Source organism: Streptomyces sp. AA4 (assembly GCF_000158875.1).
GTDB lineage: Bacteria > Actinomycetota > Actinomycetes > Mycobacteriales > Pseudonocardiaceae > Amycolatopsis.
The window spans coordinates 106,821-133,608 of sequence record NZ_GG657748.1; the positions used below are offsets into that span (position 1 = coordinate 106,821).

Here is a 26,788-nt window from a genome sequence, read left to right on the forward strand (position 1 = left end):
GACGATTTCCGCAGAGGGAAGGCAGAAACCGTCCATTGTCGACAGAAAGGAACCCATGAAGAGAAACATCGCGGCGCTCGCCGGCGTCGCGTTCGCCCTGTCCGCGCTGTGCGGGGCGAACACCGCCTCGGCCGACGCGCACGCGCACATCGTCGGCGGCACCAAGGCCACCGGCGACACCGGCTACGTCGCCTCGATCCGCTACACCGCGATCAAGCACAATGTGGTCGACCACCACACGTGCGGCGGAGCGCTGGTATTTCCCGGCTGGGTCGCGACGGCGGCGCACTGCGTCACCGACGAGCCGGGCGGAAGCGACCCGATCCCCACCGCGGACAAGAAGTTCTCCGTCCAGGTCGGGTCTAAAGACCGCACCCAGGGCGGCGAAATCCGCAACGTGGTGCAGGTCGTCGTCGATCCCCGGTGGAAGTGGGGCAGCGATCCCATGCTCGACAACGCGATGCTGCGGCTGGAGAATCCGGTCGACATCCAGCCGATCCGAGTCGCCCCGCGCGAAGCCCGGCCGGGCGCCGCCATCCGGCTCTACGGCTGGGGCGTGTGGAATCCCGACGGCTCCGGGCCGCTGCCCACGCAGTTGCAGCAGCTCGACACCCGGGTGATCCCGGCGTGGAAGTGCGCCGACGCGGGCATCACCCGCAACGAGATCTGCACGAACAACCCGCACGGCACCGACGGTCCCGGCCCCGGCGACTCCGGCGGCCCCGCCGTCGTCGTCGACGAGGACGGGGTGCCGATGCTGGTCGGCATCTGCAGCCGGGCTTCGAAACCGCTGCCCGGTGAAGCACCGACCGTGTACACCAGCTCTGCGGCTTACCGGGCCTGGATGTTCGACGTGGCCCGCGGGCGAATCCCCGCACCGGCCACAACCCACGGCCCCGCGCAACACGATTCCGCGCAAGCCGGCTGACACCGGCGGGCCGGGACCGCGCGATCCCCGCGGCCCCGGCCCGCCACCTTCCGCGCCATCGCTCCCGCCCGATCGCCACGAACACCTTCACCGCAACGAGGTCACTCCGATGTTCCTCCGCAGCACCTGGGGCGCGGCCGCGCGCCGCCTCACCGGCCGCGGCCGACTCCGTTCCGTCTGCCGCAGCCCCCGCGACAAGACCGACGGTCCTTTCGACACCGGGCAGTGGATCACCGCGGTGGGGTGGATCGGCTGGTCCGCTCTCGGCGCGGTCGCGCTCACTCCGAGCAGCGCGGACCCTGTCCTGGTGGCGTACGTCACGGCCACCGTCGGCGGAGCGGCCGGGACGGTGCTCGCGATCTGGCTCGGCCCAGGCATTGACGCGACCTCAGCTTTCGAGCACGGCCTCGTCCCGCTGGTCCCTGCCCTCTGTCTCCTCGCCGTCGGACTCCCGGAGCGCGGGCACGACGAGGCCACCCGCATCGGCACGTACTTCGACGGCTGCCTCAAAGGCACCGCCTACGACGAAGACGCCCTGCTGCTGACGAAATACGGGCTCGGCACCATCACACTCCAGCCGGAACACGGGCCCGAGATCCGCTTCACCCGAATCAACCCCCGCCCGCCCTCGTCCGACAGCAGCGAACCGCCCGACCGCGGCATCGCCCCGGCCAACGTCGAAACCCGCCGCATCCTCGATGCCCTCGGCTGCCGATGACGCCCCCTCACTCGCCTCCCGGATCGGGACAGCGCGCTCATGCTCACCCCCGGCCGACGCACCAAACGCGATCGACCGCTGCATGCCCGCCGACGCCGAGGCAGCCGCTGGTGAACACGACTGTGGCAGTGCCGCCGACGCAAACCTTCCCGGCTGCGGGGCCTCTGTCCCTCATGGACGCTGCCGGGCTCGCCCAGACGAGGAATTCGCTATGTCGGCCGTGCGAAGGCCAGCAGCACCGGCGATCGAAGCAGAGATGTCGATCCGTCCGCTGTGAGACGAGTCGTCACGCGCCAGGCGGGCGAAGGCCGCCGCGCAGCGCCCGCAATGAACAACCCCGACATCGCGTCGGACAGTCCCGCCGGGACGTGACCCGAAACAGCCCCGTTCTCGGCCGAAACACGTGCTGCAACAAGAGAAAGCGCGACGTCGCGGCCGCGTGGGTCGAGGAAGAGGCATGGGCGGCACGTCGTGCCGAAGAGGACCGCGACCAGGCCGCGGAGATCCTCGCCGACGCCCTCGACCGGCTCAACAAGATCCCGATGCCGCCAGACGAGGCTGGTACCTCAACCGCCCCCGATCGAGCGAGGACGCCCGGAAGAACGGACGGATCGAGACCGTCAATTTCGCCCGGCTCACCGACAAGGCCGCCCGCGAAGCGGGACTGCTCCGGCCGCCCACCATCCAGGAACGGAAGAACTCGCGATGATCGACGACGAGGACAACGCGCTCGACACGCTGCAGGACGAAGCGGACAAGGCCTACCAGCGGCACGCGGCGCGGCAGACCGCGAAGGGCCTGCTGGTGGTGCTGATCTTCCTGGTAGAGACCTACATGCGGATGTTCGGGGTGATCGCGCTGTGGCACGTGCCGCCGTGGGCTCTCCCGCTCGTGGCGGTGCTGCTCGGGGTCGTGGTCGGGCTGATGGCGCGGAACATCGTCAGGATCGTCCGGAAGCGCCGCGACCGGGCGCGGCGCCAGCTCACCAAGGGCCAGCTGCAAGAGGAACGGTTCGAGGAGATGCGCAAGCGACGCGCCGAGATCGCGTCCGGGCACCCGCTGCTCCGGAGCCTCCGGAAACCCAACGGGTGGGTCGACCTGGTATTGGCCGCGGGGTTCGCGGCGTGCACGGCCGTCGTGGTGCAGGACTGGTACGGCGACGTGCCCGCCGCTCTGGTCGGGATCGGCTGCTTCCTGGTGGCGGCCGTCGCACAGCCGGTCGTCGGCGACTGGGCGTTCAAGGACATGGCCGACGCCGCGCTGTTCGTCGACCCGTCCGTCCCGAGAGACACCCCGGAGACCTAGCCGCGAATGCCGCACCGGCACAAACCGAATTCGCCTTGGGCGGATGACACCAGCGGCGGACCGGGACGCTCGATGTCCCGGCCCGCCGCCTGGCGCCGCCCCGGACACGACGACCATCGCAAGGACCCCCCTTGATGACACCAGCGAAACGCCCGCCGCTGCGGCGCCCGTCCCGGGTGCCGGACTCCGTGCTGCGCCTGACCGACGTTCCCGAGCTGCTGTACTGGCTTTTCCTCGGAGACGAGCTGCGGAAGAGGCGCGAAAGCCGAGGCTGGACTTGCTCGGATCTGCGCGCCCGTCTGCGCTGCGAGGTGTCCGTGCAGACCCTGGGGTGCTACGAACTCGCGCTGCGGCGCTTCTACGTGATGCGGCTGGTCGAATTGTGCGTCGCGATGGACGAATCGCCGGAGAAACTGCTCGCCCGGGTGCACGACCGGATCACGTCCGCCGGACAGGGCGGCGTCCAGATCCGACTGTCCCTGCTGGCGGCGGCAAGGGACCCGGCCCTGGCCCCCGCGGCGCGTTGGGCCCACGCCAATCTCCGCCAGGCATCGGCCTCGCCTGCCATGCAGTTCGGCCCGGCCGTGCAGAGGGTGCTGGCCGGACGTTGCGCCCTGACGCCGGCCGAATTCGCCGCACGCCTGCGCACCCTCAACGACTGAATCCCACGCCGCCATGCCCAGTCCAGAAAGGACGTTCCCGCTCGTGTCCGCCGTCGTCGTCCCGATCACCTCCCGCCTGCGCACGCCGATCGATCGGCACGCGGTGTCGATCGTCGCCCGCGACGTCGGCGCCAAGGAGGAGTGCTGGCGTGCCATCAACGCCCGGGGCGCGCTCGAGTACGTCGCGCGCGACATCCGCGACCGACAGCGGTTGTTCGTCGAACTGCACCGGATCGACGAGGCGCACCCACCACAGAGCGCCACGATCGTTGCGGCACGCAACAGCACCGTGCTGGCGCTGGGGACCGCTCCGTTCGCGGGCGAACTGCGCGCCGTCCTCGACGGCCCCGGCGGCTGCGCGGGCCTGAGCCTGGCGAGACTGCCCGAGTCCCTGACCCCGCTGCAGCACCTGCAACTGCCGCTGCCGCGCGGAACCCGCACGATCCTCGAGAACGCGGGGTTCACCACCGCCGAAGAGCTCGCGGCAGTGCCGCCGGAAAACTGGACACAGCTGGGCCGCGTCGCGGCCAAACGCACCGACGAGATCGCGGAGGTCCTGGCCGTCCAGAGCCGGCACCGGCCGGAGCGAGCAGCGCAGCGGCGGGACCGGCTCGTCGCCGGGCTCGCGCCGTCGGCCGTAGCGCACCTCGCCCGGTTCCTCGTCCCGCTGGCCGAATCCGACCTTCCCGAGGACGTCGCCGCGGACATCTTCAGTCAGCTCGCCCTCGCCCCGCTGGCCTGTTCGGCGGAATCGGAGCCCCCGGTCCTGCTGGACGCGGCCGACTCCGACTCCGCCCTGCTGGCGCTCGCCGCGTCCGAGCAGCAGCCGAGGGAGGAGCTGAAATGACCGTCCACCTCCCCCTGGCCGCCGACATCGGCCAGCCCCACCCGGAGGCGCTCGTCCTGACCGCGGCGGTACTGGTCGCCGCAGGAGCGGCGCTGGCGGCGCTGGCGCGGGCGCGGCGGCCCGTCCCGCCCCCACGCGGACATCTGACCGTGCACGAGCTCGCCGCACGGCTGGCGCAGGAGGCGCCCCCCGACGACGCGGTGAGCACCATCCCGATCCCGCGCACGGAAGCACCCGACGCCGACGTCCGCGCCGCGCCCGCCCGAGATACCCGCGCGACTCCGGTCCTGCACGCCCCCCGACCCCGCCGCTACACCGACCACGCCCGGATCCCGGGACCCGGCCGGATGCCGCTCGCGCCGCAACACCCCTGCACCGAGGACTCCGGCGGCGGCCCGGCCCCGGCGACGCGGTGGCCGCAGGACGACCCGGACGACCCGAGCCGCAGCCGACATCCCCGCACAGACAAGGAAACGACGCCCCGATGACCGCGAACCACCCCGCCGCGCGCACCGCGCCCGAGGCCGATCGGCTGCCCTCCGGGGCTCTGCCGGTACTCGCCGCCGACCTCCGCGACGCCGTGGACCGCGTGCGCGACGCACACCGCGCCGGGAACCCGGCGTGACCCGCCTCCGAGGGAAACTCCCATCCCGCGCCCGGGCCAGGGACCGAGCGCCGCATGCCGCCGCCCGGCAGGCGCCCGCCGACCGGAGGAACGACCGCCGCGCGCGTTCCGCCCCGACCGCACGCGCCCGCGCCGTCCCGTTCCTGGCCGTCGCGGCGACTCTCCTCGCGGGATGCTCCGGTCTTGCCCCCTCCCTTCCCGCCGCGTCGTCCTCGCCGGCACCCGCGCAGGCGGACACCCCTCCCGGTCCCGCAGTCCCGAAAATCCAGCACCCGCTCGACATCTCCCGCTTCATCCATAACCCGTGCAGCGCCCTGACCTCCGCACAGATCGCCGAACTGCTCGGCGACGGGACGCGGACCCTGCCCGACCCGCACGGCGCGGGCGGGCCGGGCTGCGCGTGGTTCGAACACACCGCGGAAGGACCCCACGCGCCCCTGCCGGCGTCGGTGATCCTCCTCGTCCCCGACGTCGACAAACTCGGCCTGGCGAGCATCTACGCCGCCAAGGGCGGGGCCTACGCGTTCGTCGACCCGATGACGCCGATCGACGGATACCCGGTCGTCGCCTACGGCGTGGAGGCGCGCGCCAGCAAGCCCGAATGCAACGTCGCTCTGGGGACCAGCGACACCCAGACCCTCGACGTCGGGATCCGTCAATCGGCCCGCAACAGCCGCAAACGCGACCCGTGCGATGCCGCGCGCCAGGTGATGGAAACCGTGTACCGCAACCTCCGGAGCTGACCGCCGACAACCGTGCACGCCCCGCGCTGGCGAGGCTTTCCTCTGGCGAAAGGACATTCGTGAACCGCGCCATCGGCGCAGCCGTCGCTCGCTGGCTCCGGAGCCGTCGGGCTCGCCGCCAGCAGGCCCCGGCCGCGGCGGCGGGCGCCAGGGGCGCAACCGGCGTCCGCGAGTGCCCTCGGATCCGCAGGCCCTGCCCTGCCCGGCCCTCGCCCTCCGGCCGAATCCCCCTCCGGAATTCCCGAATTTCGCCCTGCCCTGAAAGGAAAAGCGTGGAACGGAGACCGCGGATGCCGCCTGGGAACCGTGGACCGAGGCGAGAACCCGAGAGGATCCGCCCGATGCCCCGCGTCCGCCGCGCTCGTCCCCGGGTCCGTCGTCCTCGCCGCCGCCTGTTCCCGCGGCCCGGCACGAGCACCCGCGGTCGCGGTCGCGACCGTCCGCACCGGCGCGCTGCCGCACAGCAGAGCGCCCAAAGCGGAGACTCCGTTGCCGGCGAGCGCCCTTTCCGGCGATCCGTGCCAGACCGCGCTGACCGCGGACCCGGTGGGAGGCGTCGTCTCGGTGACGCGGCCGGGCACGCTCAGGAACCTCGCCCGGCTCGGACCGAGCCGCCGCCGGAGCAACACCGACTCCGGCTCCGCGATCAGCACGGGCTACGTCACCGAGGACCGCCAAGGGCTCAGCGCCGACTGCCAGAACAGCAAACCGACGTCGGCTCTGGCGCCCGCTTCCTCCCATCCAGGGATTTCCCGCGGTCGCGTTCAGAGCCGACCTCGCAGACGGCCTGTGCCAGGTCGTCTGCGCACCGCACGCGCCGCACACCGTCCGGCACGGCGCATCCGCAGACCGCCCGCCGCGTTCAAACGCTCAACGCAAAGGAGATCGACGCCACCGATGAACAGCAACGCCGCTCGCGCCGCCAACACCCGCGCCACGGACAACAACCGCGAGGCCAAGAACCGCAGCGCAGACGACACCCGGAGAGTGCCGTCGGCGAAACCCTGGCCCCCGCCCTTGCAGAACGCGGCGGACGCAGTCACACCGACCCCCGCGAGCGGACAATGACGCCGCGAACCGGGATCCGCCCCCGCCGGGCGCCGCGCTCCCCGAGCCGGGCCGGCGCCTCCGCACCCCAGGCCCGCAGCGCCTCGCCTGCCCCCGGCGGCACAGGCGGCGGACAGGCGAGACACGCGCTGGCGGCCGCCGTCGCGCTGGCGGCCGCGACGGCGCTCGCCGCCTGTTCCGGGACTGCCGAGCCCCCGCGCGCCGAGCCGCCCCGGAACGACCTCCCGCCCGCACCCGCCGCAACCACGTACACAGGACCGCTTCCGGGGCCTGGCGTGCCGAGCGTGCCGCACCCGCTCGACACCGCCAGGTTCAAGCAGAACCCGTGCGCCACGCTGACGCCGGCCCAGATCTCCGGCCTCCTCGGCCCCAGTCCGCGCGTCCAAGCGGATCCGCAGGGCCCTGTCGGTCCGGCGTGCGGCTGGTTCGCCCAGGCGTCCGTCGCGGTGCTGTACCCCGATATCAACGACCTCGGCCTGACCTCTGTCTACCGCGCCAAAGGCGGCGCCTACCCGTTCTTCCTGCCGCTGGCGCCTGTCGACGGGTATCCCGTCGTCGCCTACGGCGAAGACGATCCCCGGGCCGGCCGGGGCGAATGCGACGTCGCGATGGGGACCAGCGACCGCGAAACCCTCGTCGTGTCGATCACCCAATCGGCCGTGCACAAAGGAGAGAAGGACCCGTGCCAATCCGCCCGCGACATCGCCGCCCTCGCGCTCGGCAATCTCCGGCACTGACCGCGCGCCCGACACCCAGGAGAACAGCTCCGCCCATGAACCCCGTCAGCGATCGCGCGTACCACCGCGTTCCCGGCCGCCCGAGACAGCAGCCCCGGTGCGCGCCCCGCGGCCGCCGGCCGCGCGCGACCCGCACCGTGCTTGCGCTGACCGCCGCGGTGATGACGGCGACCGGCGCCCTCGCCGGATGCGACGGCACGCCGGTCCCGGCCCGCCTGTGCGGTCAGACGCCCGTCCTGCGCTGCCTGAAGAAACTGTTGCGCTCCCATGGGATCCCGGCGGCCGCCGCGCCTCCCGACACCGCGCACACACCGCCCGCCGCGGATGCCGAGCCTCCGGGGCGGGAACCGTGACCGGCCGCCCGGTCCCCGCGCGCGGGCCGGTCCAGCTCCCGCCCCCGCCGCCGCTGCTCGTCGGCCGCGACGCCGAACTCGCCGCGCTCGACGAGATCGCCGCCCGCACCGGCCCGGGCCCGTCGGTGGCCGTGCTCACCGGGCTCGGCGGCACCGGCAAGTCGGCGACGGCCCTGCATTGGCTGCACACGCGCCGCGAGCGGTTCCCCGACGGGATCCTGTACGCGAGCCTCGACGCCGAGAGCGCCGAGATCGGGGTGCTGCTGCACGGCTTCCTCTCCGGACTGGGCGTCCCGTTGCCCGAGATCCCGCACTCCCCGATCCTGCGGGGCAATGCCTACCGGGCGATGACCGACGGCCGGAGAATCGCCGTCCTGCTCGACGACGCCGAGCGCAGCGCCGACGTCCGCGCCCTGCTGCCGGGCGCCCCCGGCGCCGTCGTGCTCGTCACCAGCAGGTCCCGGCTGCCCGGACTCGAACTCGACGGCGCGGACATCCTCGTGCTCGGCGGCCTCCCCGACGAGCAGGCCCGCGTCCTGGTCCGGGAACGCATCCGCCCCGGACAGATCGCCGAGGACGACCTCGAAGCCGTCCTCCAGCGCTGCCACGGAAACCCGCTCTTCCTCGCCATCGAAGCGGTGACCCGCCGCGGCCGCCGCAGAACCGCCCGGCCCCGGCTCACCGGAGAATTCGCCGACGCGGCCAAGGTTTTCGACGCGTCCTTCAGCGCCCTTCCGGAGTCGGCCCGGCGCACCTACCGTGCCCTGGGCCTGCTGGCCCGTGTCCCCCACGACCTCGACGTGCTCGCCGAGGCGCTCCACTGCACGCGCGAGGCAGCGGCCGCCGACATCGCGGATCTGGACGAGCAAAACCTGCTCGACGCCTCCTGCGGCGAGGGCGTGGCGCTGTCGAAGATGGTCTGGCCCGACGCCGGCGTCCGCGCACGAGACCAGCCGGACCTCGCCGACGTCCTGCCCCGCTGCGTCCAGGCGCTCGGTGACAAAACCGACGCAGGCAGCCGCGTCGTCCACGAGCACCGGGCCCGCCTCGACGCCGCCGCCGACGCCGTCGACACCGCGGTGTTCGCCGACGACCCGGGCACGGCGATGCAGTGGTGGCACCAGTACCGCGACTCCGTCCACGCCGTCGCCGCCCAGGCCGCCGCCCACGGATTCAACGAGGAACTGTGGCGACTGGCCGAGGCGGCGTGGGGTTTCTTCCTGCACGTGCGCGACTACGACTCGTTCCGCGACCTGTGCGAGATCGGGCTCGCAGCGGCGCGGGAATGCCGGAACGCTCCGGCCGAGGCGCTGATGCTGCTGCAGCTGGGATTCATCGCCCTCGAGACGGGCCAGACCGAGAACGCGGAGAAGCATCACCAGGCCGCGCTGGAGATCGACGAGCGCGAACAGCACGGACCGACGCTGGCCACCTCCTGCTCCCGCATGGCGCGCGCCGCCCGCGACCACGGCGACCTCGAGCTCGCCCTGGCCCTCTACCAGCGCAGCATCGACAAGCACCTCGAGATCGACCAGCCGCGCGGCGCGGCAATGGCGTTGCAGCGGCGCGGCGCGATCCTGATCAGGCTCGGCCGCGAGAACCAGGCGTGGCGGGAACTGCACGAGGCAATCCGCTACCTGGACAGCATCGGCGACCTGCCCCAGCTCGTGAAGGCCGCGGTCCAGGTCGCCGGGATCCAGGCCCGCCGCGGCGATCCCGGCGCCGCCCGCGCGCGGCTGCTCGCCCTGCTCCCGCGCGTCGAACGCATCCAGTCGCCCCACACCGAGAAAGAACTCCGGGCCGCCCTTGCCGATCTCGACAGCACACCCGCCGGCGCAGCCTCCGGCGACGCGGCCCGGGCCGGCGAAGAAGCCGCCCGCGCGCCCGCCGACCCCGACCGCGACACAGCCGTCCCCGGAGACCACCGCGAGAGGAACGGAAACCGATGACTGCTCGAACGCCGACTTGCCGCGCTGCTCGCCGGACAGAACAAGGAACCCAGGGAGGAGCTCAGTGACGCCCGCAGCCTCCGCGCCGCGCTCGCCGCAGCCGCAACCCTTCGCATCCGCCGGCGGGCCGGGGCGCCCGGCCTCGCCGCCCGCCGGTGCTGGAGGGCGACACGGCCGCCGCCGGTCGGGTCAGGGATTGAGGATCAGGGTCGTGATGTCGAATCGTTTGTCGATCACCCCGTAGCTTTTGAGCAGGTCGGGCACGCGTTGCAGCGCGACGGGTGCGATGTCGGCACGGAAATCCGGCAGCTTGACCAGTTGGGCGTCGTCGGGCTTGATCTTCGCGTAGCCGGCGACGACCGCACGGACCGTGCCGGGGTCGTTGCGGGCGAGATCGACGGCGCGGCGCAGTCCGGCGCGGAACGCCGCGACCTCGGCCGGATGACTGCGGACCCACGATTTTTTCGCGAGATAGCACGACACCGGGAAATCCTTGGTGTCTCCGGACGCGAGGTCGAGCACCTCCTCGGCCCCGTCCTTCGCTGCTTCGGTGACGAACGGCTCCACGGTCGACGCCGCGTCGACGTCGCCCCGGCGCAGCGCCCCGGCCATGCTCGGGAACGGCATCTCCGCCCACTGGATGTCGTCGTAGCCGACCTTGACCCCGCGGGCGGTGAGGGCGGCCATGACGAGAGTGTCGCTGAGCCCGTGCTTCGCGTTGATCGCGATCCTTTTGCCCGGCAAGTCGTTCACGGACTTGATCGGGCTGTTTTTCGGCACGACCAGCTCGAGGGTTTTCGGCGGCGCCGACGAGGCTTCGGCGATGATGGCGAAATCGCCGGCCTTGCCGGCCGCGGCCAGCACCGCGGCGACGTCGCTGGCGTAGGCGATGGCGACTTCGTCGGAGACGAGTTTGGCGATGGCGCCTTGGCCGCTGGCCGCGGTCGCCGTCGTGACCGTCACGCCTGCGTCGGCGAAGAACCCGCGGTCGAGGCCCAGGTGCAGCGGCGCGACGTCCATCAGCGGCATCTCGGCCACGACGACGGGATCGCGCCCGCCCGGCCCCCGGGCCGGTTCGGAACCGCCGAGCAGCCCGCACCCCGCGGTGCCGGCCAGCACCGCGGCCGCGACGAGCGCGATCGCCGCCGAGCCGCGCCGGCGGCGACGCGGGAACGAATACCTGCGCATGCGTGAAACCTCCTGTGAGCGAACGGAAACAGGGCAAAGACAGGGCACGGCGAGGTGCCCCTCGTGCGGGGTGAAGCGAAGTGCGGGTCCGGGCCGGTCAGGTCCGTGCTGCGGGGAGGGCCCGCAGGAGCGGGCCGATCCCGGGCGGCGGATCGACGGCCTCCAGCCACGCGCGGGTTCCGGCCGGGAGGCTGAACGTGGCGAGGCCGAGGATGCGCAGGACGCGCCAGAGCACGACGGCGAGCGGGGCCGCGCCGTCGAGAGGCGCGTCGGGCCGGTGTGGCGCCCTGCTCAGCAGCGCCCGCGGCCACTGGCGGGCGTTGAAGTCGGTGAACGCGAATCCGTGCCCGCGTCCCAGCCGCGGCACCCGCTGTGCGACCCCCAAGGCGACCAGCCGCTGCCACACCGTCTCGGTCGAGTCCCGTGCGAGCTTGTCGGCGACCACGGCGATCGGCGCGGGCAGCCCGTGTCCGAGCAGGACGCGCAGCACGGCGTCGCGAGGCGGAGCGGACACCGGTTCCTGCAGCCACACCAGTTCGTCGCGGGTGGCGGCGATCGTCCCCTCGAGGACTTGCTCGGCCAGCAGGCTCACCGCGAGGGCGGCGGCGAGGCCGTCGCGGTCGCGGATCGCCGGCTGGTGCGGGTCGTCGAGATGGGCGGCGGCGAGCACGAGATCGGCCAGCCGCCACGACCCGCCGTCGTAGGCCGGGCCCGAGGCGCGGGCGGGGATCATCGCGGCGCCGCCGGACTCCAGCCCGACACCGCGGCGCCACGCGGCGCCACGCGGACGGACCGGACCGCCCGGGACCGCCGCGGCCGGCGGGCAGGAGGACAGCCCCGGCTTGCGTCACCGGGGCCGCCCCCTTCCGGGCGCCGGCGGACGGGGGAGGTCCGCTCCGGCGCCGGGACGGTGCGGCACGCCTTCCCCTGGGCGCGTCCCACCTGCGGGGGTGAAGCGAGGGAAGACGGCCCGGTCAGGCCCGCGGCCGCACAGTCCGCGCCGGGGCCCGTCGCGAGGGACGGCGACGACGGGAACGCGCCCGGCGCGCGGGGGTCGCATGCCGCGCCGCCGTCGACCACCCGCGCCCCGGGGTGCCGCTGCAGCCAGATACAGCAGGCCAGGCAGTACTCGAACGGGCTGCCCAGATCTTGCAGCGCCTCGCGGTCGAGCATGTCCGTCGGGTGCGTCCACCCCGATCCGAGCTCCGCGTGGCACATCGCCTGCACCTGCGGCTGCTGAGGCCGCACGAGCACGGACGCCGCCGGGTAGACGTGCCGCCGGCCGTCGCCGCGGTAACGGCGGATCACCACCCACCTGCGGCCCGCCGCCCCCTCGCCGATCATGCGACGACGATAAAACCCCGGTCGCGCGAAAACCTATGCCGAACTGGCATAACGCGACGAAAAAACTGCCGTGTGCGGATTTCGCATGCTCCCGGCCGGACGGCCCTCTGAACCTGTTGCGGATTGCGGCCTCCGCCGCGAATAACAGCTGTCCGATCGGCCGAAACATGAACGGGCGCCTCTTCCGCGAATAACCGCGGCGTAACGATTCCTGCCGCGGTCGAAAAGCGCGCGCGGGGACTCGGTCATGCCCGGATGCCGAATTCCCGCACGGCGATCCCGGAATCGGAAGCTGCGTGCCTGCGAGGGGCAACGCGGGGAACGCGGCGGAAACCGCGCTCGGCGCGGCCGCCGCGGGCGCGTCAGCGAACCCGGGTCTTGAGCGCGGCGAGCAGTTCGTCGTTCTGATGCCGGCCGCGTCGCTCCAGTCCGTCGACCAGAGGACCGAACAGCGGGTCGTTGCCGACCCGTTCCGGAGCGGCCAGGTAGGCGCGGTTCAGATGCTCGAGGGCGCGGTCGTCGCGCGCGCCGTCCGGGTCCTGGGCGAAGCACCTGCACAGGTCGAATTCCAGCGCGCCGCGGCGGTCGAGGCTGACCAGGCCCGCCAGGTAGCCGCGGCGGCGCACGATCTGCTCGGCCCGCTGCGGCCCGAGGTGGAGTTCGGCGTGGGCGGACAGATCCCAGGCCGAGGTGTTGGCCGGGCCGAAGTCGTAGCGGAGCGTCCGGCGCTCGCCGGTCCGCGCCGCCAGGGCCGCGGCCTCGGCGAGGTGGGCGAACGCGGCGTCCCGGTCGCGTGCCTTCGCGTTCAGCTGCGCGAGGGCCAGGTGCAGCATGCCCGCGGCCTCGGCTTCGACGGGGTCGTCCGCGTCGGGGTCGGCGCGGTCGAGCGCCGCGAGCGCGGTGGTGGCGGTGGCCAGGGCGGCGGGGCGGTCGACGATGCGGGCCTGCACGATCGCGGTCGACATCGACGCGAACCCGGCGCGGGCGGGGTCCTCCAGCCGGGCGGCGGCAGCCCGGGCGCGCTCCCCCGCCACGAGCGCGACGGGATAGTCGCCGAGGCTGCGGGCGATGCCCACCGTCACGATGCACGCCTCGCACAACGCGGCCAGGGCCGCGCGGCGGTCCCGCGCGGGGCCCGCGACCGCCTGCACGTGCAGCTCGACCAGCAGCGCTGCCAGGGAGCCGCTCGCGACGACGTAGCGGGAGTCCGCCGAGGCGCGGTTCGCCTCGGCGGCCAGGCGGGCCAGCTCGTCGACCGGGCGGGCCGGGACGTCGGGCACGTCGTCCCACGTCGCGGCCGACAGCGCGGCCGACAGCGGGGACAGCACCAGGGCGCCGGGGACCGGATCCGGTCGGCCGGTCAGCTCGGCGACCGAGCACCCCAGCGCCTCAGCGAACGTCTCCAGCAGGCCGCGTCCGGTCAGGAGACGGGCGCCGGACTCGAGTCGGGACAGAAAGCTCTGGCTGATCCCGGATTCGTCCGCGAGCGCTTGCTGGGAGATCCCCCGCGCCTCCCGGGCTTGCCGCAGCCGGGCGCCGATCTCGGCGGTTTCGCTCACTCCTCCAGCGTAGGAGCCTGGCTGACCGGGTCGCCACCGCCCGGGCGCCGCAGCCGCGGCGCGGGTCGACGCGGGCGGACGTCGCGTGCCTGGCGAGGCACTGCCGCTAGGGTCAGGTGCTGAGCGGGGGCCCGGAGGGGCCGGGCGACACGGGCACCGAGGAGGAACGCCGTGGACGCGGCGACGCGGGTAGACCAGCTGGCGAAGCAGTTCCGCAGGCGGTATCCGGACGCGGTCGCCGCGTGCGGCCAGCTCGCCGATCAACGCGGAAGCGGGACGGACTGGCCGGAGTGGTGCTGGGTGCCGATGGCCGCCGTGCACGCCTACGCCACCAGCGTCTCCCCGCTCGGCGCGGCGGACATCGGCAAGATCGCGGCGTTGACGGAGTGGCGGCTCGGGCGCGGCGTGTACCGCCTGGACGACGAGGTCGCCGAGACCGCGGTGCGCGACCTGTGGGGTTCGGCCGGCGGCGGCGCAGCCGAATGGGAACGCGCCGTCCTGCCCCCGTTGCAGGACTGGACGCGGCTGCCGGAGTGGTGCTGCTACGTCGTCTGGCCCGAGCACCAGCGCCCGGATGAAGCCTCAGCGGACGGCTTCCGGCCGGACGGCGTGTTCGTGCACCTGGAGCACGACTACAACACCGGGCGGCCCGAGCTGCGGCTGCTGATCGACCACGACGGCACCTGGGAGGGCCTGGAACCGATGCCGGTCTATCTCGACAGGCCCAACCTCGGCGCGGTCGGCGACGCGACCGCCAACGCGCTCGCCGGCGCGCGCGGAGCCGTCGGCGCCGACCTGCGGGCGCTGGCCAAGCCCGAAGGACCTCTCGCGCTGCCTGGTTTGTCCGCGTGGACCGTGCTCCCGCTCGCGCTCGCGCTGATCGACCCCGCCGCCCGGCACATCGACCGCGACGCCCCCGCCGACCGGCCCCGGCCCGCGGAACGCGGCCGACGCGGCTGGGCACCCGCATCGGCGACGCGGACCTGGACCATCACCTACGACACCCGCCCGACGCTCCGTCTCGTGCGCTGAACGCCTCTTCCCCCAACGAGCGCGAGGGGCCGACCCATCGCGCCCCGCAGCCCGCCGCACGCGCCGGGCTGCGGGGCTCGCGTCTCCTCGCGACGGCACGGATGCGGGCGAAGGGTCCCCGCTCGTGAAGCCGAAGCCGTCCCTGACCCGGACATCGCGCGTCTTCCGCACGCGACGATTGGCTCGTTGTGCTGTCAGGGTTTCTTCGCCACGCCGGCCGCCAGGATCCGCTCCGCGACCGACAGGTCCCCCGGAGGGCCGTCCGGCCACCAGCGGGCCGCCAGCTCGATGTCCGCCGGTTGGTTCGGTCCGCTCGGAATCAGCTCCGTGCCGTGGAACAGCTCCTTGATCTCGGCGCGGGTGCGGGCCGTGACGTCTTTCATGCTGGTGCCGTGGACAACATCGAGCACCTCCGCCACCGTCCGGTCGTCTTCGCTCCCGTCGGCGGGGTCCAGCAGGTGCGAAATGGCCACGTAGGACCCGGACGGGAGCTGGTCGATGAGCACCTGCGTCGCCGCCGCCGCACGGCCGCGGTCGCCGCCCCCGTCGTGGTGCAGGACCGCCATGAACAGCAGCGCGATCGGCTCATCCCAGTCGAGGTGCTCGGACACCGTCGCTTGCTCGAGAATGCTGACCGGGTCGAAAACGTCGCCCTGGACGAACTCGGTGAACTCGTTCTCGTCGAGCATGGCCCGCGCATGCGCGGCCACCACCGGGTCGTAGTCGACGTAGAGCACTTTCGTCTGCGGGTCCGCGCGTTGCACGATCTCGTGCACGTTCTCCGTGCCCGGCATGCCGCACCCGATGTCCAAAAACTGCTTGATGCCGGTGTGGTGGCTCAGGAACCGGCAGACACGGGTGAGCAGATGCCGGTTCACCCGCGCGAGCGCCGCCACGTCCGGCATCGTCCGCGCGACCTGCTCGGCGACCTGCCGGTCGATCTCGTAGTGGTACTTGCCGCCGAGGAGATAGTCGTACACCCGCGCGACGCTCGACTGTTCGGGGTCGACCCCCGGCGGCGCATCTCGTGGGTCCACGACGCGCACCTCCCCGCACACTGGCACTGTGATCCAAGCCGCACCGAGAGTAGCGGTCCGGGGCTGCCGACGCGAAAACACCCTGCCAACAACTGCGCAGCCGATCCTGTCCTCGGCCCGCGCAGGGCCCGCACCGACCTGTGCGCAACACCTGCGGGCGGAGCTCATCCGCCCGTCGGAACGAACACCCGCTGGCCTGGTCGCATCCCGGCGCAGCGGGGATAGAACGACGCACGACGGCGCCCCGGACCGCCGGTTCGTCGCCGCAGCCGACTAGGGCTGAACGCGGACGCCGACCGGGAACGGCCCGCCGGTCGCGAGCGCGGCCCACGCCGAGAACGCCGCGCCCCAATGCGCCTCGGGGATCCGGTTGCAGTCGACGTAATGGTCGAAGTCGGCGAAGTCGCTGTGCAGGTGCGCAAGGCATTCCGGCGGCCCGGGGCAGACCGAGTGCGCGGTGGGGAACGCGCCCTCCCGGGCGCCGGTGCTCGTCATCGCCTGCGGATACCCTGTCCCATGTGGACTAACCGCAGCCTGCGCAAATGCAGCGCCGCAAGACTTTTCGAGGTCGGGCGAGCAGATCGCCGGGTTCCTCGATCCCGGTTGGAGACGTCGGCGGCTGTGCGCACCGGGTCGAACGATGCGCGGTCGAGCAGCTCGTCCTCGCGCTGCCGTGCGGCGAAAGCCCGGACCTGGAACTGTACGAACAGGCCCGGGCTCTGACGGGACCGGCCTGTCTTCGCGCGGCGTTCGCTCTGTCTCCGCTGCGCTGTGGGCGAGGTCCGGCGCACCATGAGGGACGCGGAGGCAGGTGAACGCGCGAGTTCGGGTCTGGTGGGGTCGGTCGTTGCGGCTCGCCGCGGAACGAGATGTCGACGGTCGGTTCTTGGAGCGAGGCGTCCTTTGGGCTTTCGTGGTTCGGTCCGGCCGGCAGGGCACTGCTGGTTTCGGCTATGTCCAGAAGCGGAACAGGTGCCCGCCGAACACTGCGAGTTGCTGGCCTCCGCCGAGCTGTTCGAACACGATGCCGGCGGCGGCGGAGAATGCGTCCCTGGCGGCTGGGACTGCGATCAGGATGGCGAACAGTGCCAGGGGTGCCCACGGGCGGGCTTTGGCTCCGAGCTTGCGGGCCTGCGGCGGAAGGTAGGGCTCGAGGGCGCCGTATCCGTCCAGTCCCGGGATGGGCAGGATGTTCAGGACGAACGCGAGGACTTGGACCAGCGCGAGGTAGGACAGTCCCATCGCGAGTCCGGTCGGCATCGGCACGATCCGGATCGTGATCGCGAGAGCGGCGCCGAGCGCAAGATTGGTCAGCGGGCCGGCGAGGGACACCCACATGGCTGTTGCCCTGGTACGCAGCGCCGAGGTGTTCAGCCAGACGGCGCCGCCCGGCAGCGGGATGGACCCGATGGCCAACAGCAACAGGGGCAGGACGATCGACAGGACCGGGTCGGTGTAGCGGCGGACGTCCATGGCGAGATATCCCTTGGCCGCAACGTCGTAGTCGCCGCCGCGGTAGGCCACAACAGCGTGGCCGAATTCGTGCAGGGTCAATGACACTGCCCATCCGGCGGCGACCAGCGTGAAAACCCCGGCCACGAGCAGCGGATCCCGGCGGCCGGTCAGGAGCGGCAGGGGGTCGCCCGCCGCTGCCAGGGCGCCGCCGGCAGCGGTCAGGGCCAGCAAGCCCAGGAACACCGGACTCGCACGTACCTGCCTGGACATCCGATCACACCTTCCATCGCCGGCCCTGGGCCGGGCATCGTCGATGCACCTTTCGCGAGCCAGCGTGACGGGGGCACCGGTTCATTCACAGCTGGTGTTTGCGCAGGTCTGGTCCTGCTGAGACCGGTCAATGGACTCGCCCGTTGATTCCGAGATTTCCGCGCCGACGCGCTCCGGTCCGTAGAACGTCGCGGTGTAGATCACCGCGCCGTCGCGAGACCGTCCGGATCCAGCAGCCGTTACCGCCCGTGCCCGCGTGATCGGGCTGGTGTCGCCGTCGACGAACGCGTTGCAGCCGTGGTGAACGTCCAGTGTGGTGCTGTAGCGCGGTACGGCCCGGTGGAATGCTCGGTCATGTCGGGGTGCCGCCCGCGGAGCGGGAGCGCCGTGCGGGCTCGTAGCCGCCGATCGGGCAGTGAAAGTAGCGCGCGTCGCGCGGGCATTCCCACCTGGGCGAATCGCGCATCACCGGAGTCAGGGGGTGCTGATGGCCTGGGCATGCCGGAACTGTGATGCGGAGCATGTCGATGACGGCGTCCTGCAACCCCGAGGCCACGGCCATGAGGACGTGGTCGGGGTCGGCTTCCGCATCGATGCCGAACCCGTTCACCCAAGGCGGTTCTGCACTGCAGGCGATGAGAAGCCACGCCGGATCCTCCGGGGCGTCCGTTATCGTCACCATAAATGTGGCGGAATGGTCGCTGCCTTCCTCGCGAACATGTGCGAGGAGGTCTGAAAGGACGTCACGGCAACAATTGGCCGCAAAATCACCCCTTTTTTCCGCAGTGTCGTCCTTGGTGGCAACAAGCATGACCGCCTCTCTCGCTGATGCGGCAGACGCGGAAGCTGCGCGCCTGCCGCGCCAGCTATGTTCCTCGATGACCGGCCCGGAACTGCAGCTTACCGCCGAACAACGAACGAGTCGTGGATGATGATCGTGCCGACGGCGCCGCGGTACATGAAATTCAGCGTGCCGTCGAGCGTGTACTGCGGGCAGTTTGTGTCGACAACGCTCGAGCCGTGGAAGATGTAATCAGCTGGCTCGACATGGTGCGAGCTGGCCACTACTTTTCCTTCGCAGCTCGTGACGGTGTTTTCGGTCACCGGTCCGACGATTCCTAACACGATCTGGGGCGCGATTCCGACACCCCATGCGTAGGTGAGGTTCGGTGTGTCGAAGCTGACTCGTCCGACGAATCGGCCTCCGTCCGTGTCGTGGATGAATTCCGGGTTCTGCGGGGTGTATTCGTGCGCCTGTTCTGCGGCCCGGGCGGGCGCAAGGAAAGCCGTCAAGAGCCCGGCTACGAGGGTCGCCAGCACAGCTGTTCGTTTCAGGAAGGCTCGCATTGTGTGTTCCTCCGTCGTTCGCGAGTTGATCAGCGACGGTCGGCCGAGGGGATGCTCGAGCCGGGTGTTCGGTGATGCAGAGATGGCAGAGGGCGGCGAGGATCAGGCAGCGCCCGGTGCGACGCAGCGGGCGCGCTGTTCCCCGCCGCCGGGTTCGCCCATCAGCACGAGAGCGGGGTGTTCTAGTGGCACCAGCCGCAGGTGAAGGTGCTGTCGTTGCAGATCAGGATGCTGCTGAAGGAGCCGTCCTGTTGCACGGCCATGTCGTCCTGGTCGTGGGGCAGGGTCTGCAGGTCGTAGAGGTTCACGGTGGTCACCTCCTTTCCTGTGGTCGGGGGTTCGGGTATCCGTGCTGCCGCGGTGCGCGGTCGGCGCGGAAGTCGTCGGGCAGCGGGTCGTTCCACGGGGCTGCCGGTTCGAGGAAAGGGAACGCGGCGGCATCGGCGTGCCAGGTGCTGTGGAGTGCGAGCAGGATCCCGGCGGTGCCGGTGGCGAGGTCGGTGGAGAGGCGGAGGAGGTAGTCGCCGGGGAAGGCGATTTCTCCGTCGCGGTCGAGGGCGTGCCAGCCCAGCGCACGGGTCTGGTCGGCGACGGCCCCAGCGGAGCCGGGGGTCGTGGCGCGGGCGAGGGCGGCGATCATGCCGGCGCGGCCGGTGAACAGGCCGGAGTGGGAGTGGTAGCCGGAGCCCAGCGGCCGGGCGATGGCGGCGACGGCGGCGGTGAGGCGGTCGTCGGCGCGGTGGGCGAGGTAGCGGTTGAGGACGAGGGCGATTCCGGCGATGCCGTCGGCGAGGTACATGCGTGGCCGCGGCGTGCGCAGCGCCCAGCTCCCGGGCGCGGGTTCGAGGCTGGCGTGCAGGTCGAGGTCGAGGGCGGCGGCGGCGAGGTCGAGGTAGCCGGTGTCGCCGGTGTGCTCGAACATGCGGATGAACAGCAGCGCGGGTCCGCTGGCGCCGTGCATGAGCCCGATCGGGCCCGGGCGTGACGGGCTGGCGAGTGGGTCGGCGAGGCGGCCCGCGACCGCGGCCGCGATGTGGGTGGCGGCCTCGCGGGCGGATGCGTCGCCGCTGCGGGCGGCGTAGTCGGCGAGGCTGAGCGCGATGCCCGACAGGCCGTCGAATAGGCTCAGGTTCTCGGAGCGGGGGTTCGGCGGGGCGCTGCGGTCGAGGAGGTTCGCCGCGGCGGTGCGGTGGCCGAGCCGGTCGAGGGCGAACGCGATGCCGTGGGTTCCGGTGCAGAACCCGGCACCGGTGCCGGGGTCGAGTCGTTGCGTGCGGCGCAGGAGCCATTCTTCGTGGTCGGCGGGCACGGGGCTGCCGCTGGCGGACAGGGCGTAGAGCACCCCGGCTGCGCCGTAGGCGATGCCGAGGCCGCCTGAGGGGGTGAGGAATTGCTGGATGTCGCCGGGGTAGAGCCGGTCCTCGCGTCCGGGGGTGGCACTGGCGATGACGGCCGCGGCGAGCGACCGGCGCAGCCGCGGCCACGACCCGTGCAGTTGCTCCCATCGTCGAGCCGGGTCCGGCGGGACCGCTGCGGCTGCATCGCCTGCGGACGCGGACACTGCCCGGTCGCCCGTGGTGGTGATGGTGGCGACGGCGTGGTCGAGGAAGCCCGGCGGGACGGGGAAGCGGGCTCGGATCTGGTCGGCGAGGGTGCGGGCTTTGCCGGGGTCCTGGTGCAGGAGCGCGGTGAGCGGCAGGAACAGGAACAGCCGCAGGCAGGCGAGGGCGTAGTCGTCGACGGCGGTTCCGCGCCGGGGCTCGCGCGGCGCGAAGCCGGGGTTGCCCATGCTCGGCCGCCGGTTCTCCGCTGCCGGGGCGGAGACCTCGAAGTCGATCAGCCGGACCGTGCCGTCGTCGGTGACGAGGATGTTGAACGGGTGCAGGTCGCCGACCACGATGCCGCGGCGGTGGATCGCGGCGATGGCGGCCTCGACCGCGTCGCAGATCGCGACCGCCCACACGGTGTACTCCTGTGCGCGGTCCGGGGTCAGCTCGTCCGCGATCAACGGGTTGCGGGTTTTGAACGCGGTGCTCAACGGCTGGCCGTCGACGAACTCCTCGACCAGGAACTCGTGCTCGGCGACCGAGAAGTAGTCCAGGCAGCGCGGCACGCCGGGCAGTCCGCTCAGCGTCCGGAGGATGTCGCGTTCCCGGCGCAGCCGAGCGACGGCGTCCGAGCGGTCCGGTGCCAGGCCTGCGTGCGGGCGGGCTTCCTTCAGCACGACCCGGTCGCCGCTGCGGGTGTCGCGGGCGAGGTAGACGCCGCCGCCGTTGGAGAAATGCAGCGCCTGCTCCGGCGCGTACGGTGTGCGGTCGAACGCGGCCGTGTCCCGTGCCGCCAGGGCCGGTCGCAGGAACTCGGGGATCTCCACCCACTCGGGCACGGTGAACGCCGGGGCACGGCGGTCGGGCACGAGCGTGCCGTCCGGGGCCTCGATCGCCGGTTCGCGTCCGCCGTCGGGAGTCTCGAGGAATCGTCTGGCGAATCCGCCGTAGCGCACGTACAGCGGCCCTTGGTTCCACCGCAGATCGCTCAGGACGTACGGACCGGGTTCGCCGCCGATCACCGCGTCCAATTCTTCCAGCACTGCCCGCAGTTGGAGTTCGCCGGCCGGGTAGAGGGTCGCGAATTTGCCGCTGCCCCCGCGGTCGGCGTACTTGACGTTCCGCATGAACAACGCCGCACGCCCGGTCAGATACTTGAACGGCACCGACCGCTCCACGCAGTAGTCCCAGACCGCGTCCAGGACGGTGTCGGCGTTGTCCAGGCACGCGGACACATGGATTTTCCATCCCTGGCCGGGAATCGCCGCGGCCCGCGGCGACAGCATCACCCATTCGTCGCCGACCTCGCGGAGCCAGCCGTCCGGCACCGCGCGCGCTGACACCGAGAAATCCGCGGTTCCGTCGAGGCTCACTTTCTCCGCCGCAATGCGCCGCGGAGAGTCGTAAAACGTCGGATCCGCCGCGCAAAAGGCGTCGTAAAGCACGCCGACCATGCCCCTCCCCCTCCACAAACCCCTCGGCCGGCCACTGCCTGCGTGTCCCGCCAACTCAAAGCAGGCAAGGGCTGCGCTCCGCCGAACGAGATTCCTCCGCGCCCCCGGCGCGGCCGCTCCGCATGTCTACCAGGCCGGGTTTCGACGGGCAAAGCTCGCGGGAAAATATCCCCCGAAACAGTACCTCGACACAGGCAAAGAATCCCTCGAAATATGTCACCCTAAATGGGTAGGCCATTCGAGTTAGCGATTGTCATCGCACGCAGAATGAGCTGCGCGAAAAGTCGCATCGTCCGTGCGCGGGCAGCGTTTCCAGCCATCGTTGGGAGGGGAGGGCGACTGGAGTGGCAGCTTTCGATCCGACGGAACACGGATCTTGAACACAGCGGCCACGCCTCCGAACGCCAGCTGGCGGTGCCGCAGCCCGAACCGTGCCGGAGAGGGTCATCAGGTCGGCTTCGGTGGTTCCGTCTTCGCCGGCGCGGGTGAGACAGGAGCGACGCAGGTCGTGCAGGTCCCAGCCCGCCGGTCGCGGTCTGCGTCGCCGTAGAGGTGTTTGTCCAGGTTGGACAGTGCGAGTCGGCATTGTTCAACCTGGACAGTGGTCTTCCGGCCTGCCATGACGTCACCTGCCGCGGGTGGGTTCGGGGGTTCGGACGTCGGCGGCGTCGCGGTCCGGTCGTTCTCCGCGCCAGGCTGTGTGGCGCAGCCGTCCGTCGGGGGTGAATTGCCGGTAGACGACGTCGCCGACGAGGACGGGGCGCACCCATCGCGCGCGGGCGGCGTCGGCGCGCGGGATCGGCCGGGCGAACGGGCTGTGCGACTGTTCGAGGGTGGCGAGGCGCTGGGCGAGGTCGGCGCGGGCGGCGTCGGACCAGCCGGTGCCGACGTCGCCGACGTACACCAGGTCGCCGGTGGCCGGGTCGTGCGCGCCGAGCAGCAGTCCGCCGAGCGTGCCGTCCAGGCGGCCTTGGCCAGGGCGCCAGCCGCACAGGACGACCTCGGCGGTGCGCACAAGCGGGTGTTTGAGCCAGGCGGGGCTGCGACGGCCAGGGGTGTAGGGCGCGGCGCGCAGCTTGCACACCAATCCTTCGAGCGAGGTGTCCGCTGCGACGTCCAGGAGGTCGTGCGGGGTCATGCCCTGAGCCGAGAGATCGGCGTGGGAGTAGGCCGGGGTCATCGCGGCAGCGAGACCGGCCGGGATCTCGAGGCCTTCGAGGATCGCGCGGCGTTCGTCGTAGCTGCTGCGCAGCAGCAGGTCGTCCCCGAGCTGCAGGAGATCGAAGACGAAGTAGGCGACCGCGGCCGGGCGGCGGGCGGCGTTCTGCAGCAGCGAGAAATCCGGACGGCCCCGCTCGTCGAGGGCGACGATCTCTCCGTCGAGCACCGCGCGCCTGCCGCCGAGCACGTCGGCCAGGACGCCGGACAGCTGCGGGAAGCGTCCGGTGAAGTCGTTGTTGTTGCGGCTGGTCAACGCGCCGGTGCCGTCCGCCGCGACACGCATGATCGCCCGGTAGCCGTCCCACTTGAACTCGTAGGCGTAGCGGGGATCGTCAGGCAGGCGCCCGCGGTCGGAAGCGGCCAGCATCGGCTCGATGAAGCCCGGGATCCGCGAACGACCGGAGACCATCGCGCCACCTCCGAAGCCGTCGCCGCCGTCTGTCTCCTGTGGACTGACGGTAACCCGATCGGCCCCGTTGCGCTGGGTATGCGCAGGTCACGGGTGTTCCGTCGGTCGGTGCACTGCCATGGCCAGCCGAACGCGTCGCCGAGGACGCGCACGACGCGAAGCCGAGGGCATCGTGCCCGCTGGACGACGCCCTTTCCTTCGCCTCGACTGTCGAGCCGAAGGAAAGGCAGTTCAGCCCTGTTTCCGGGGTTTCCTGTTGCCGTCGGAAACGGTCAACCGCTCCCGATTGCGCCCATCGGGGGTGAAGCTTGGGGCTAACCCCGGAACACCGGGAGAGGTTGCAGAGCAAGGAGTTTCGTCATGAAGGACACCACTGTGGACAGTTCGCTTGTCGAACAGCCGACGGGCGATCCTGTTGACCACGCGGCAAACCTGGTCGTGGCGACCCGTGACCGCCGGGTGCTGCTGGCGGTGCGCGACCGTGCCCCGTTCGCCGGGCTCTGGGGCCTGCCGGGCGGGGTGTGCAAACTGGGCGAGGCCACCGACCGCGTCGCGGTCCGCCGGTGCAGGGAGAAGACCGGCCTCGACCTGACCGGCGCGCCGCTCGGCCCCGTGTCCTCGCGCGACGAAGGCCGCGACGCGTTCCGCCGCTACTGCACCGTGTCCTACGCCGTGCTGCTGGACTCGCCTGTGCCGGTGGAGGTCGGCCACGCCGTCCGCGCGGTGGCGTTCGCGCCGATCGCGGAAGCCCTGGCCCGGCCGATGCCGTGGGACCACGCCGACATCGTCCGCGAGGCGGTGCGCGCCCTGGGCGTGTCTGTCGAGTGACCGGCGCCGGCGGGTGCCGGGAGGGCCGGGCCCGGCACCCGCCTCGGGAACCGCTGCGGTTCTCGCGGCACGATGCTCATTGCGCCCTTCGGGAAGAGCGGGCGGCGGGCCTGGCATCCGCCTGCGGTTTGTCCTCGAACTCGACTCGTTGCCCGGACGTTATCGGTCCTTCGGCGTCGCGGGAGTCGAAGTAGACGTCTTCGCCTCCGTCGTCGGGCCGGATGTAGCCGTACCCGTCGCGGACGTTGAAGATCAGCACGGTGCCGCGCCTGGTGCTCGGGGAACCGGCTTCGGGTTCTGCTTCGACGGGCTGCTGGGGCGGCTCCTGCGCGGCAGGGACCGCCGCGAGCACCGGGGCGGCTTTCGCGAGGATCCGGCTGACCTGGTCGGCGGAACTGAGCCGACGCGTGCGGTACGCGGCCGGGGTGCCCAGCGAGGACCGTTCCAGCAGCCGAAGGAATGGACAAGGCGGTGCCGCAGATCGCGCAGCGCCTTGGCTTCCGGGGCGTCGCTCCATCGGAACACCCCGCGTTCCTCAAGCCGTTCCATTACCGCGTGGAGGTAGACCACGGTCGTCCGCATCCGCAGCCATTCGAACTCGGTGCGCTGTGCGTCGTCGCTCATGTTCCGCCTCGCTTCTTGCTCAGCGGCCCGCGTCGGCCGTCGTCGCGCTGGCGGGCTGTCGCGCGGAGCCGGTAAAAGTGGCCCTCCACCGCGCGTTCGGTGAGGTCGAGCGCGCGCCCGGCGTCTTCCTGGGTTTCGTCGAGCAGGAGGATCCGGCCGGCCAGTTCGCGCGTGACGGGCTTCATCGTGTCGAGGCAGTCCTTGACCCGGGCCATCCCGACGACGTCGTCGGCAGGGTCCTCGCCCGCGGCGGGGTGTTTGTCCGGGGAGAGCGCGTCCAGCTCCTCCACGACGACGCCGGGGCGATCTCCCTGTTCGGCTGCCCAGCGCTTGAAGACGCCGGGGAACACTCGCACGCACGCGCCGATGAAGAACGTCTTGAGCGAGGAGTCGAGTGCGGTCGCACGCCGGGCCACGAGCCTCCGCACCGGCCCGCGGACTTCGACGACGCGTCGTCGCGGGGAGCGGCCGCCGGCGGCCGTCGGTCGCGTCGCCGCGGATCTCGGCTCACTCCCGGCGATTTGGCGTACCGCAAGCAGCTCGGCGTGGCTTCCGACGAGCCGCTGCCCGCGGCGGCGGGTTCCACGCCCGCCGGGACGGGCGAGGCTCCGGCCCCGCGCCGGCGGTCTCGGCGCGCCGCCGGGCCGGTGCGGATCGCGTCGGGCGATCCGGTGCGCGCACAGCCTCGCGACAGCCAGGATCCGGCGGCGGTCTCGGGGCGGGCGGTCGCTCGGGCTGCGGGCGTCTGCGACGCTTGCGGCAAGCCGTACCCGCCGGGCGCGCGGCTGGGCCGGATCGGCGAGGGTCGAGGGCACGAAGCCTGCGCCGCGATCGCGGCCGAGACCGAGAAAATCCGGTCCGGGGCGACCTTCCGCAGTCGGCGCGCCTCGTCCTGGCGACGGGGCGCGGGCCCGGGAAAGACCCGCGACCGGTTCTGACGTCCGGCGGCGCGGGCGTCGCACTCGGGCGCTGCGGCAGTGCGCGCCCTGCCGCCCGCAGCGACTGCTCGCCGGCGTTCGACACCAGGATCGCCTCGGCGCGCACGCACTGCGTTGGGGGCCGCGTCGCGAGACTGCTTGACCTCGGGCGGGCTCTCGCGGGCGCGGCGTACTGCCTGGCGGCGGGCTTCGGCGAGGATCGCGGGCGCGGCTTCGGCGGGGTCGGTCACCGCGTCGTCGCCCGTCATGCTTTCGCCCCGTCTCCTGCCCACATGGCCCGGGTGCGGAATCCGTTGCGGAACCGGAAACTCGCCGGTCTGCGGCGGGGCAGCCGGGCGTGTCAGTCGTAGATCCCCTCCACCGTCCAGGACACGGACTCGCCGTCTCGGCCGATCTCGCCGGTCAGCAGCAGCGCGTCGTCGGCCTCGTCGCGCCGGCGCGGGGCGAGAGCGACTTGGATCCGGACGACGCGCCGGGAGCCGCGGGGGCCGATCCGCGTGACGACGGCCGGCCACGGCCCGGCCCAGTTCAACACGCGTCGCGGCGGGCCGGCGCCGACGACGACCGCGTCCGGCAGCTCGGTCAGGCGTGCGCGGGCGG

26 protein-coding genes and 1 pseudogene are annotated in these 26,788 nt (G+C 72.2%); 13 read left to right on the forward strand and 14 right to left on the reverse strand.

The features are described 5' to 3' along the window. The first annotated feature begins 55 nt into the window (after positions 1-55). The 10 genes from SSMG_RS40780 (at position 56) to SSMG_RS40825 (ending at position 9,935) form a co-directional block, all read left to right on the forward strand. Entirely contained in the window at positions 56-928 is an 873-nt protein-coding gene (locus SSMG_RS40780) for a trypsin-like serine protease (protein WP_009086205.1), read from the forward strand. Between the two features lie 109 nt (positions 929-1,037). Then, on the forward strand, positions 1,038-1,646 hold the full coding sequence (locus SSMG_RS40785) for a hypothetical protein (protein WP_009086207.1): 609 nt from the start codon (positions 1,038-1,040) through the stop codon (positions 1,644-1,646). A gap of 705 nt (positions 1,647-2,351) precedes the next feature. Beyond that, entirely contained in the window at positions 2,352-2,951 is a 600-nt protein-coding gene (locus SSMG_RS40790) for a hypothetical protein (RefSeq protein ID WP_037719196.1), read from the forward strand. Between the two features lie 134 nt (positions 2,952-3,085). Next, entirely contained in the window at positions 3,086-3,613 is a 528-nt protein-coding gene (locus tag SSMG_RS40795; protein ID WP_009086210.1) for a helix-turn-helix domain-containing protein, read from the forward strand. Positions 3,614-3,656: 43 nt separating this feature from the next. After that, entirely contained in the window at positions 3,657-4,460 is an 804-nt protein-coding gene (locus SSMG_RS40800) for a hypothetical protein (protein WP_037719198.1), read from the forward strand. Next, entirely contained in the window at positions 4,457-4,948 is a 492-nt protein-coding gene (locus SSMG_RS40805; protein ID WP_009086213.1) for a hypothetical protein, read from the forward strand. Before SSMG_RS40800 ends, SSMG_RS40805 begins: the two co-directional genes overlap by 4 nt. Beyond that, a complete protein-coding gene (locus SSMG_RS45830; protein WP_158688152.1) occupies positions 4,945-5,085 on the forward strand; it encodes a hypothetical protein in 141 nt (46 codons plus the stop codon). Before SSMG_RS40805 ends, SSMG_RS45830 begins: the two co-directional genes overlap by 4 nt. Continuing rightward, the gene (locus tag SSMG_RS40810; protein WP_009086216.1) at positions 5,082-5,828 is read left to right on the forward strand and encodes a DUF3558 domain-containing protein; all 747 of its coding nucleotides are present in this window, start codon (positions 5,082-5,084) and stop codon (positions 5,826-5,828) included. Before SSMG_RS45830 ends, SSMG_RS40810 begins: the two co-directional genes overlap by 4 nt. Positions 5,829-6,892: 1,064 nt before the next feature. Then, on the forward strand, positions 6,893-7,633 hold the full coding sequence (locus SSMG_RS44155) for a DUF3558 domain-containing protein (protein ID WP_078561257.1): 741 nt from the start codon (positions 6,893-6,895) through the stop codon (positions 7,631-7,633). A 349-nt stretch (positions 7,634-7,982) separates the two neighbouring features. Then, positions 7,983-9,935, forward strand: coding sequence for a tetratricopeptide repeat protein (locus SSMG_RS40825; protein ID WP_037719204.1), 1,953 nt, complete (start codon positions 7,983-7,985; stop codon positions 9,933-9,935). A gap of 189 nt (positions 9,936-10,124) precedes the next feature. Here the strand turns inward: SSMG_RS40825 and SSMG_RS40830 are convergent, their stop codons facing one another. The 3 genes from SSMG_RS40830 to SSMG_RS42830 all read right to left on the reverse strand — a co-directional run bounded on the left by SSMG_RS40830 (position 10,125) and on the right by SSMG_RS42830 (position 14,026). Continuing rightward, positions 10,125-11,123: an ABC transporter substrate-binding protein gene (locus SSMG_RS40830; RefSeq protein WP_037719206.1), complete on the reverse strand. Its 999-nt coding sequence runs from the start codon at positions 11,121-11,123 to the stop codon at positions 10,125-10,127. A gap of 97 nt (positions 11,124-11,220) precedes the next feature. Continuing rightward, positions 11,221-11,856 (reverse strand): GPP34 family phosphoprotein, encoded by a 636-nt coding sequence (locus tag SSMG_RS40835; protein WP_009086220.1) that lies wholly within the window; start codon positions 11,854-11,856, stop codon positions 11,221-11,223. 973 nt (positions 11,857-12,829) lie between these two features. After that, complete coding sequence (locus SSMG_RS42830) at positions 12,830-14,026, reverse strand: helix-turn-helix domain-containing protein (RefSeq protein WP_050788553.1); 1,197 nt, start codon at positions 14,024-14,026, stop codon at positions 12,830-12,832. 171 nt (positions 14,027-14,197) lie between these two features. On the opposite strand from SSMG_RS42830, the gene SSMG_RS45835 reads away from it, so the two are divergent. Next, positions 14,198-15,058, forward strand: coding sequence for a hypothetical protein (locus tag SSMG_RS45835; RefSeq protein WP_009086222.1), 861 nt, complete (start codon positions 14,198-14,200; stop codon positions 15,056-15,058). Between the two features lie 194 nt (positions 15,059-15,252). Here the strand turns inward: SSMG_RS45835 and SSMG_RS40855 are convergent, their stop codons facing one another. The 8 genes from SSMG_RS40855 to ligD all read right to left on the reverse strand — a co-directional run bounded on the left by SSMG_RS40855 (position 15,253) and on the right by ligD (position 23,798). Then, positions 15,253-16,095 carry an SAM-dependent methyltransferase gene (locus SSMG_RS40855; protein WP_009086224.1) on the reverse strand — a complete coding sequence of 281 codons (843 nt, stop codon included), beginning with the start codon at positions 16,093-16,095 and terminating at the stop codon, positions 15,253-15,255. A gap of 273 nt (positions 16,096-16,368) precedes the next feature. Next, positions 16,369-16,590, reverse strand: a complete 222-nt coding sequence (locus SSMG_RS40860; RefSeq protein WP_037719209.1) for a hypothetical protein — start codon at positions 16,588-16,590, stop codon at positions 16,369-16,371. Between the two features lie 456 nt (positions 16,591-17,046). Next, positions 17,047-17,820 (reverse strand): site-2 protease family protein, encoded by a 774-nt coding sequence (locus SSMG_RS40865; RefSeq protein ID WP_009086226.1) that lies wholly within the window; start codon positions 17,818-17,820, stop codon positions 17,047-17,049. Between the two features lie 352 nt (positions 17,821-18,172). Further along, positions 18,173-18,631: a hypothetical protein gene (locus SSMG_RS40870; protein WP_009086227.1), complete on the reverse strand. Its 459-nt coding sequence runs from the start codon at positions 18,629-18,631 to the stop codon at positions 18,173-18,175. An 89-nt stretch (positions 18,632-18,720) separates the two neighbouring features. Further along, positions 18,721-19,167, reverse strand: a complete 447-nt coding sequence (locus SSMG_RS40875; RefSeq protein WP_009086228.1) for a hypothetical protein — start codon at positions 19,165-19,167, stop codon at positions 18,721-18,723. Positions 19,168-19,349: 182 nt separating this feature from the next. Next, positions 19,350-19,475: a SapB/AmfS family lanthipeptide gene (locus SSMG_RS47485; protein ID WP_286157109.1), complete on the reverse strand. Its 126-nt coding sequence runs from the start codon at positions 19,473-19,475 to the stop codon at positions 19,350-19,352. Positions 19,476-19,480: 5 nt separating this feature from the next. Next, positions 19,481-22,168 carry a class III lanthionine synthetase LanKC gene (gene lanKC / locus SSMG_RS40880; RefSeq protein ID WP_050788554.1) on the reverse strand — a complete coding sequence of 896 codons (2,688 nt, stop codon included), beginning with the start codon at positions 22,166-22,168 and terminating at the stop codon, positions 19,481-19,483. 625 nt (positions 22,169-22,793) lie between these two features. Next, positions 22,794-23,798, reverse strand: a complete 1,005-nt coding sequence (ligD, locus tag SSMG_RS40885; RefSeq protein ID WP_009086230.1) for a non-homologous end-joining DNA ligase — start codon at positions 23,796-23,798, stop codon at positions 22,794-22,796. Between the two features lie 360 nt (positions 23,799-24,158). Between ligD and SSMG_RS42835 the strand changes: the two genes are divergently transcribed. After that, the gene (locus SSMG_RS42835; protein ID WP_009086231.1) at positions 24,159-24,626 is read left to right on the forward strand and encodes an NUDIX hydrolase; all 468 of its coding nucleotides are present in this window, start codon (positions 24,159-24,161) and stop codon (positions 24,624-24,626) included. Positions 24,627-24,702: 76 nt separating this feature from the next. Here the strand turns inward: SSMG_RS42835 and SSMG_RS44160 are convergent, their stop codons facing one another. After that, complete coding sequence (locus SSMG_RS44160; RefSeq protein ID WP_009086233.1) at positions 24,703-25,143, reverse strand: cold-shock protein; 441 nt, start codon at positions 25,141-25,143, stop codon at positions 24,703-24,705. Positions 25,144-25,246: 103 nt separating this feature from the next. Continuing rightward, positions 25,247-25,666, reverse strand: coding sequence for a hypothetical protein (locus tag SSMG_RS40900; RefSeq protein ID WP_037719215.1), 420 nt, complete (start codon positions 25,664-25,666; stop codon positions 25,247-25,249). 129 nt (positions 25,667-25,795) lie between these two features. On the opposite strand from SSMG_RS40900, the gene SSMG_RS46565 reads away from it, so the two are divergent. Beyond that, positions 25,796-26,188: a hypothetical protein gene (locus tag SSMG_RS46565; RefSeq protein WP_199786464.1), complete on the forward strand. Its 393-nt coding sequence runs from the start codon at positions 25,796-25,798 to the stop codon at positions 26,186-26,188. Between the two features lie 340 nt (positions 26,189-26,528). Here the strand turns inward: SSMG_RS46565 and SSMG_RS40910 are convergent. Beyond that, positions 26,529-26,788 (reverse strand): annotated as a pseudogene (locus SSMG_RS40910) (DNA polymerase Y family protein); the annotation flags it as partial.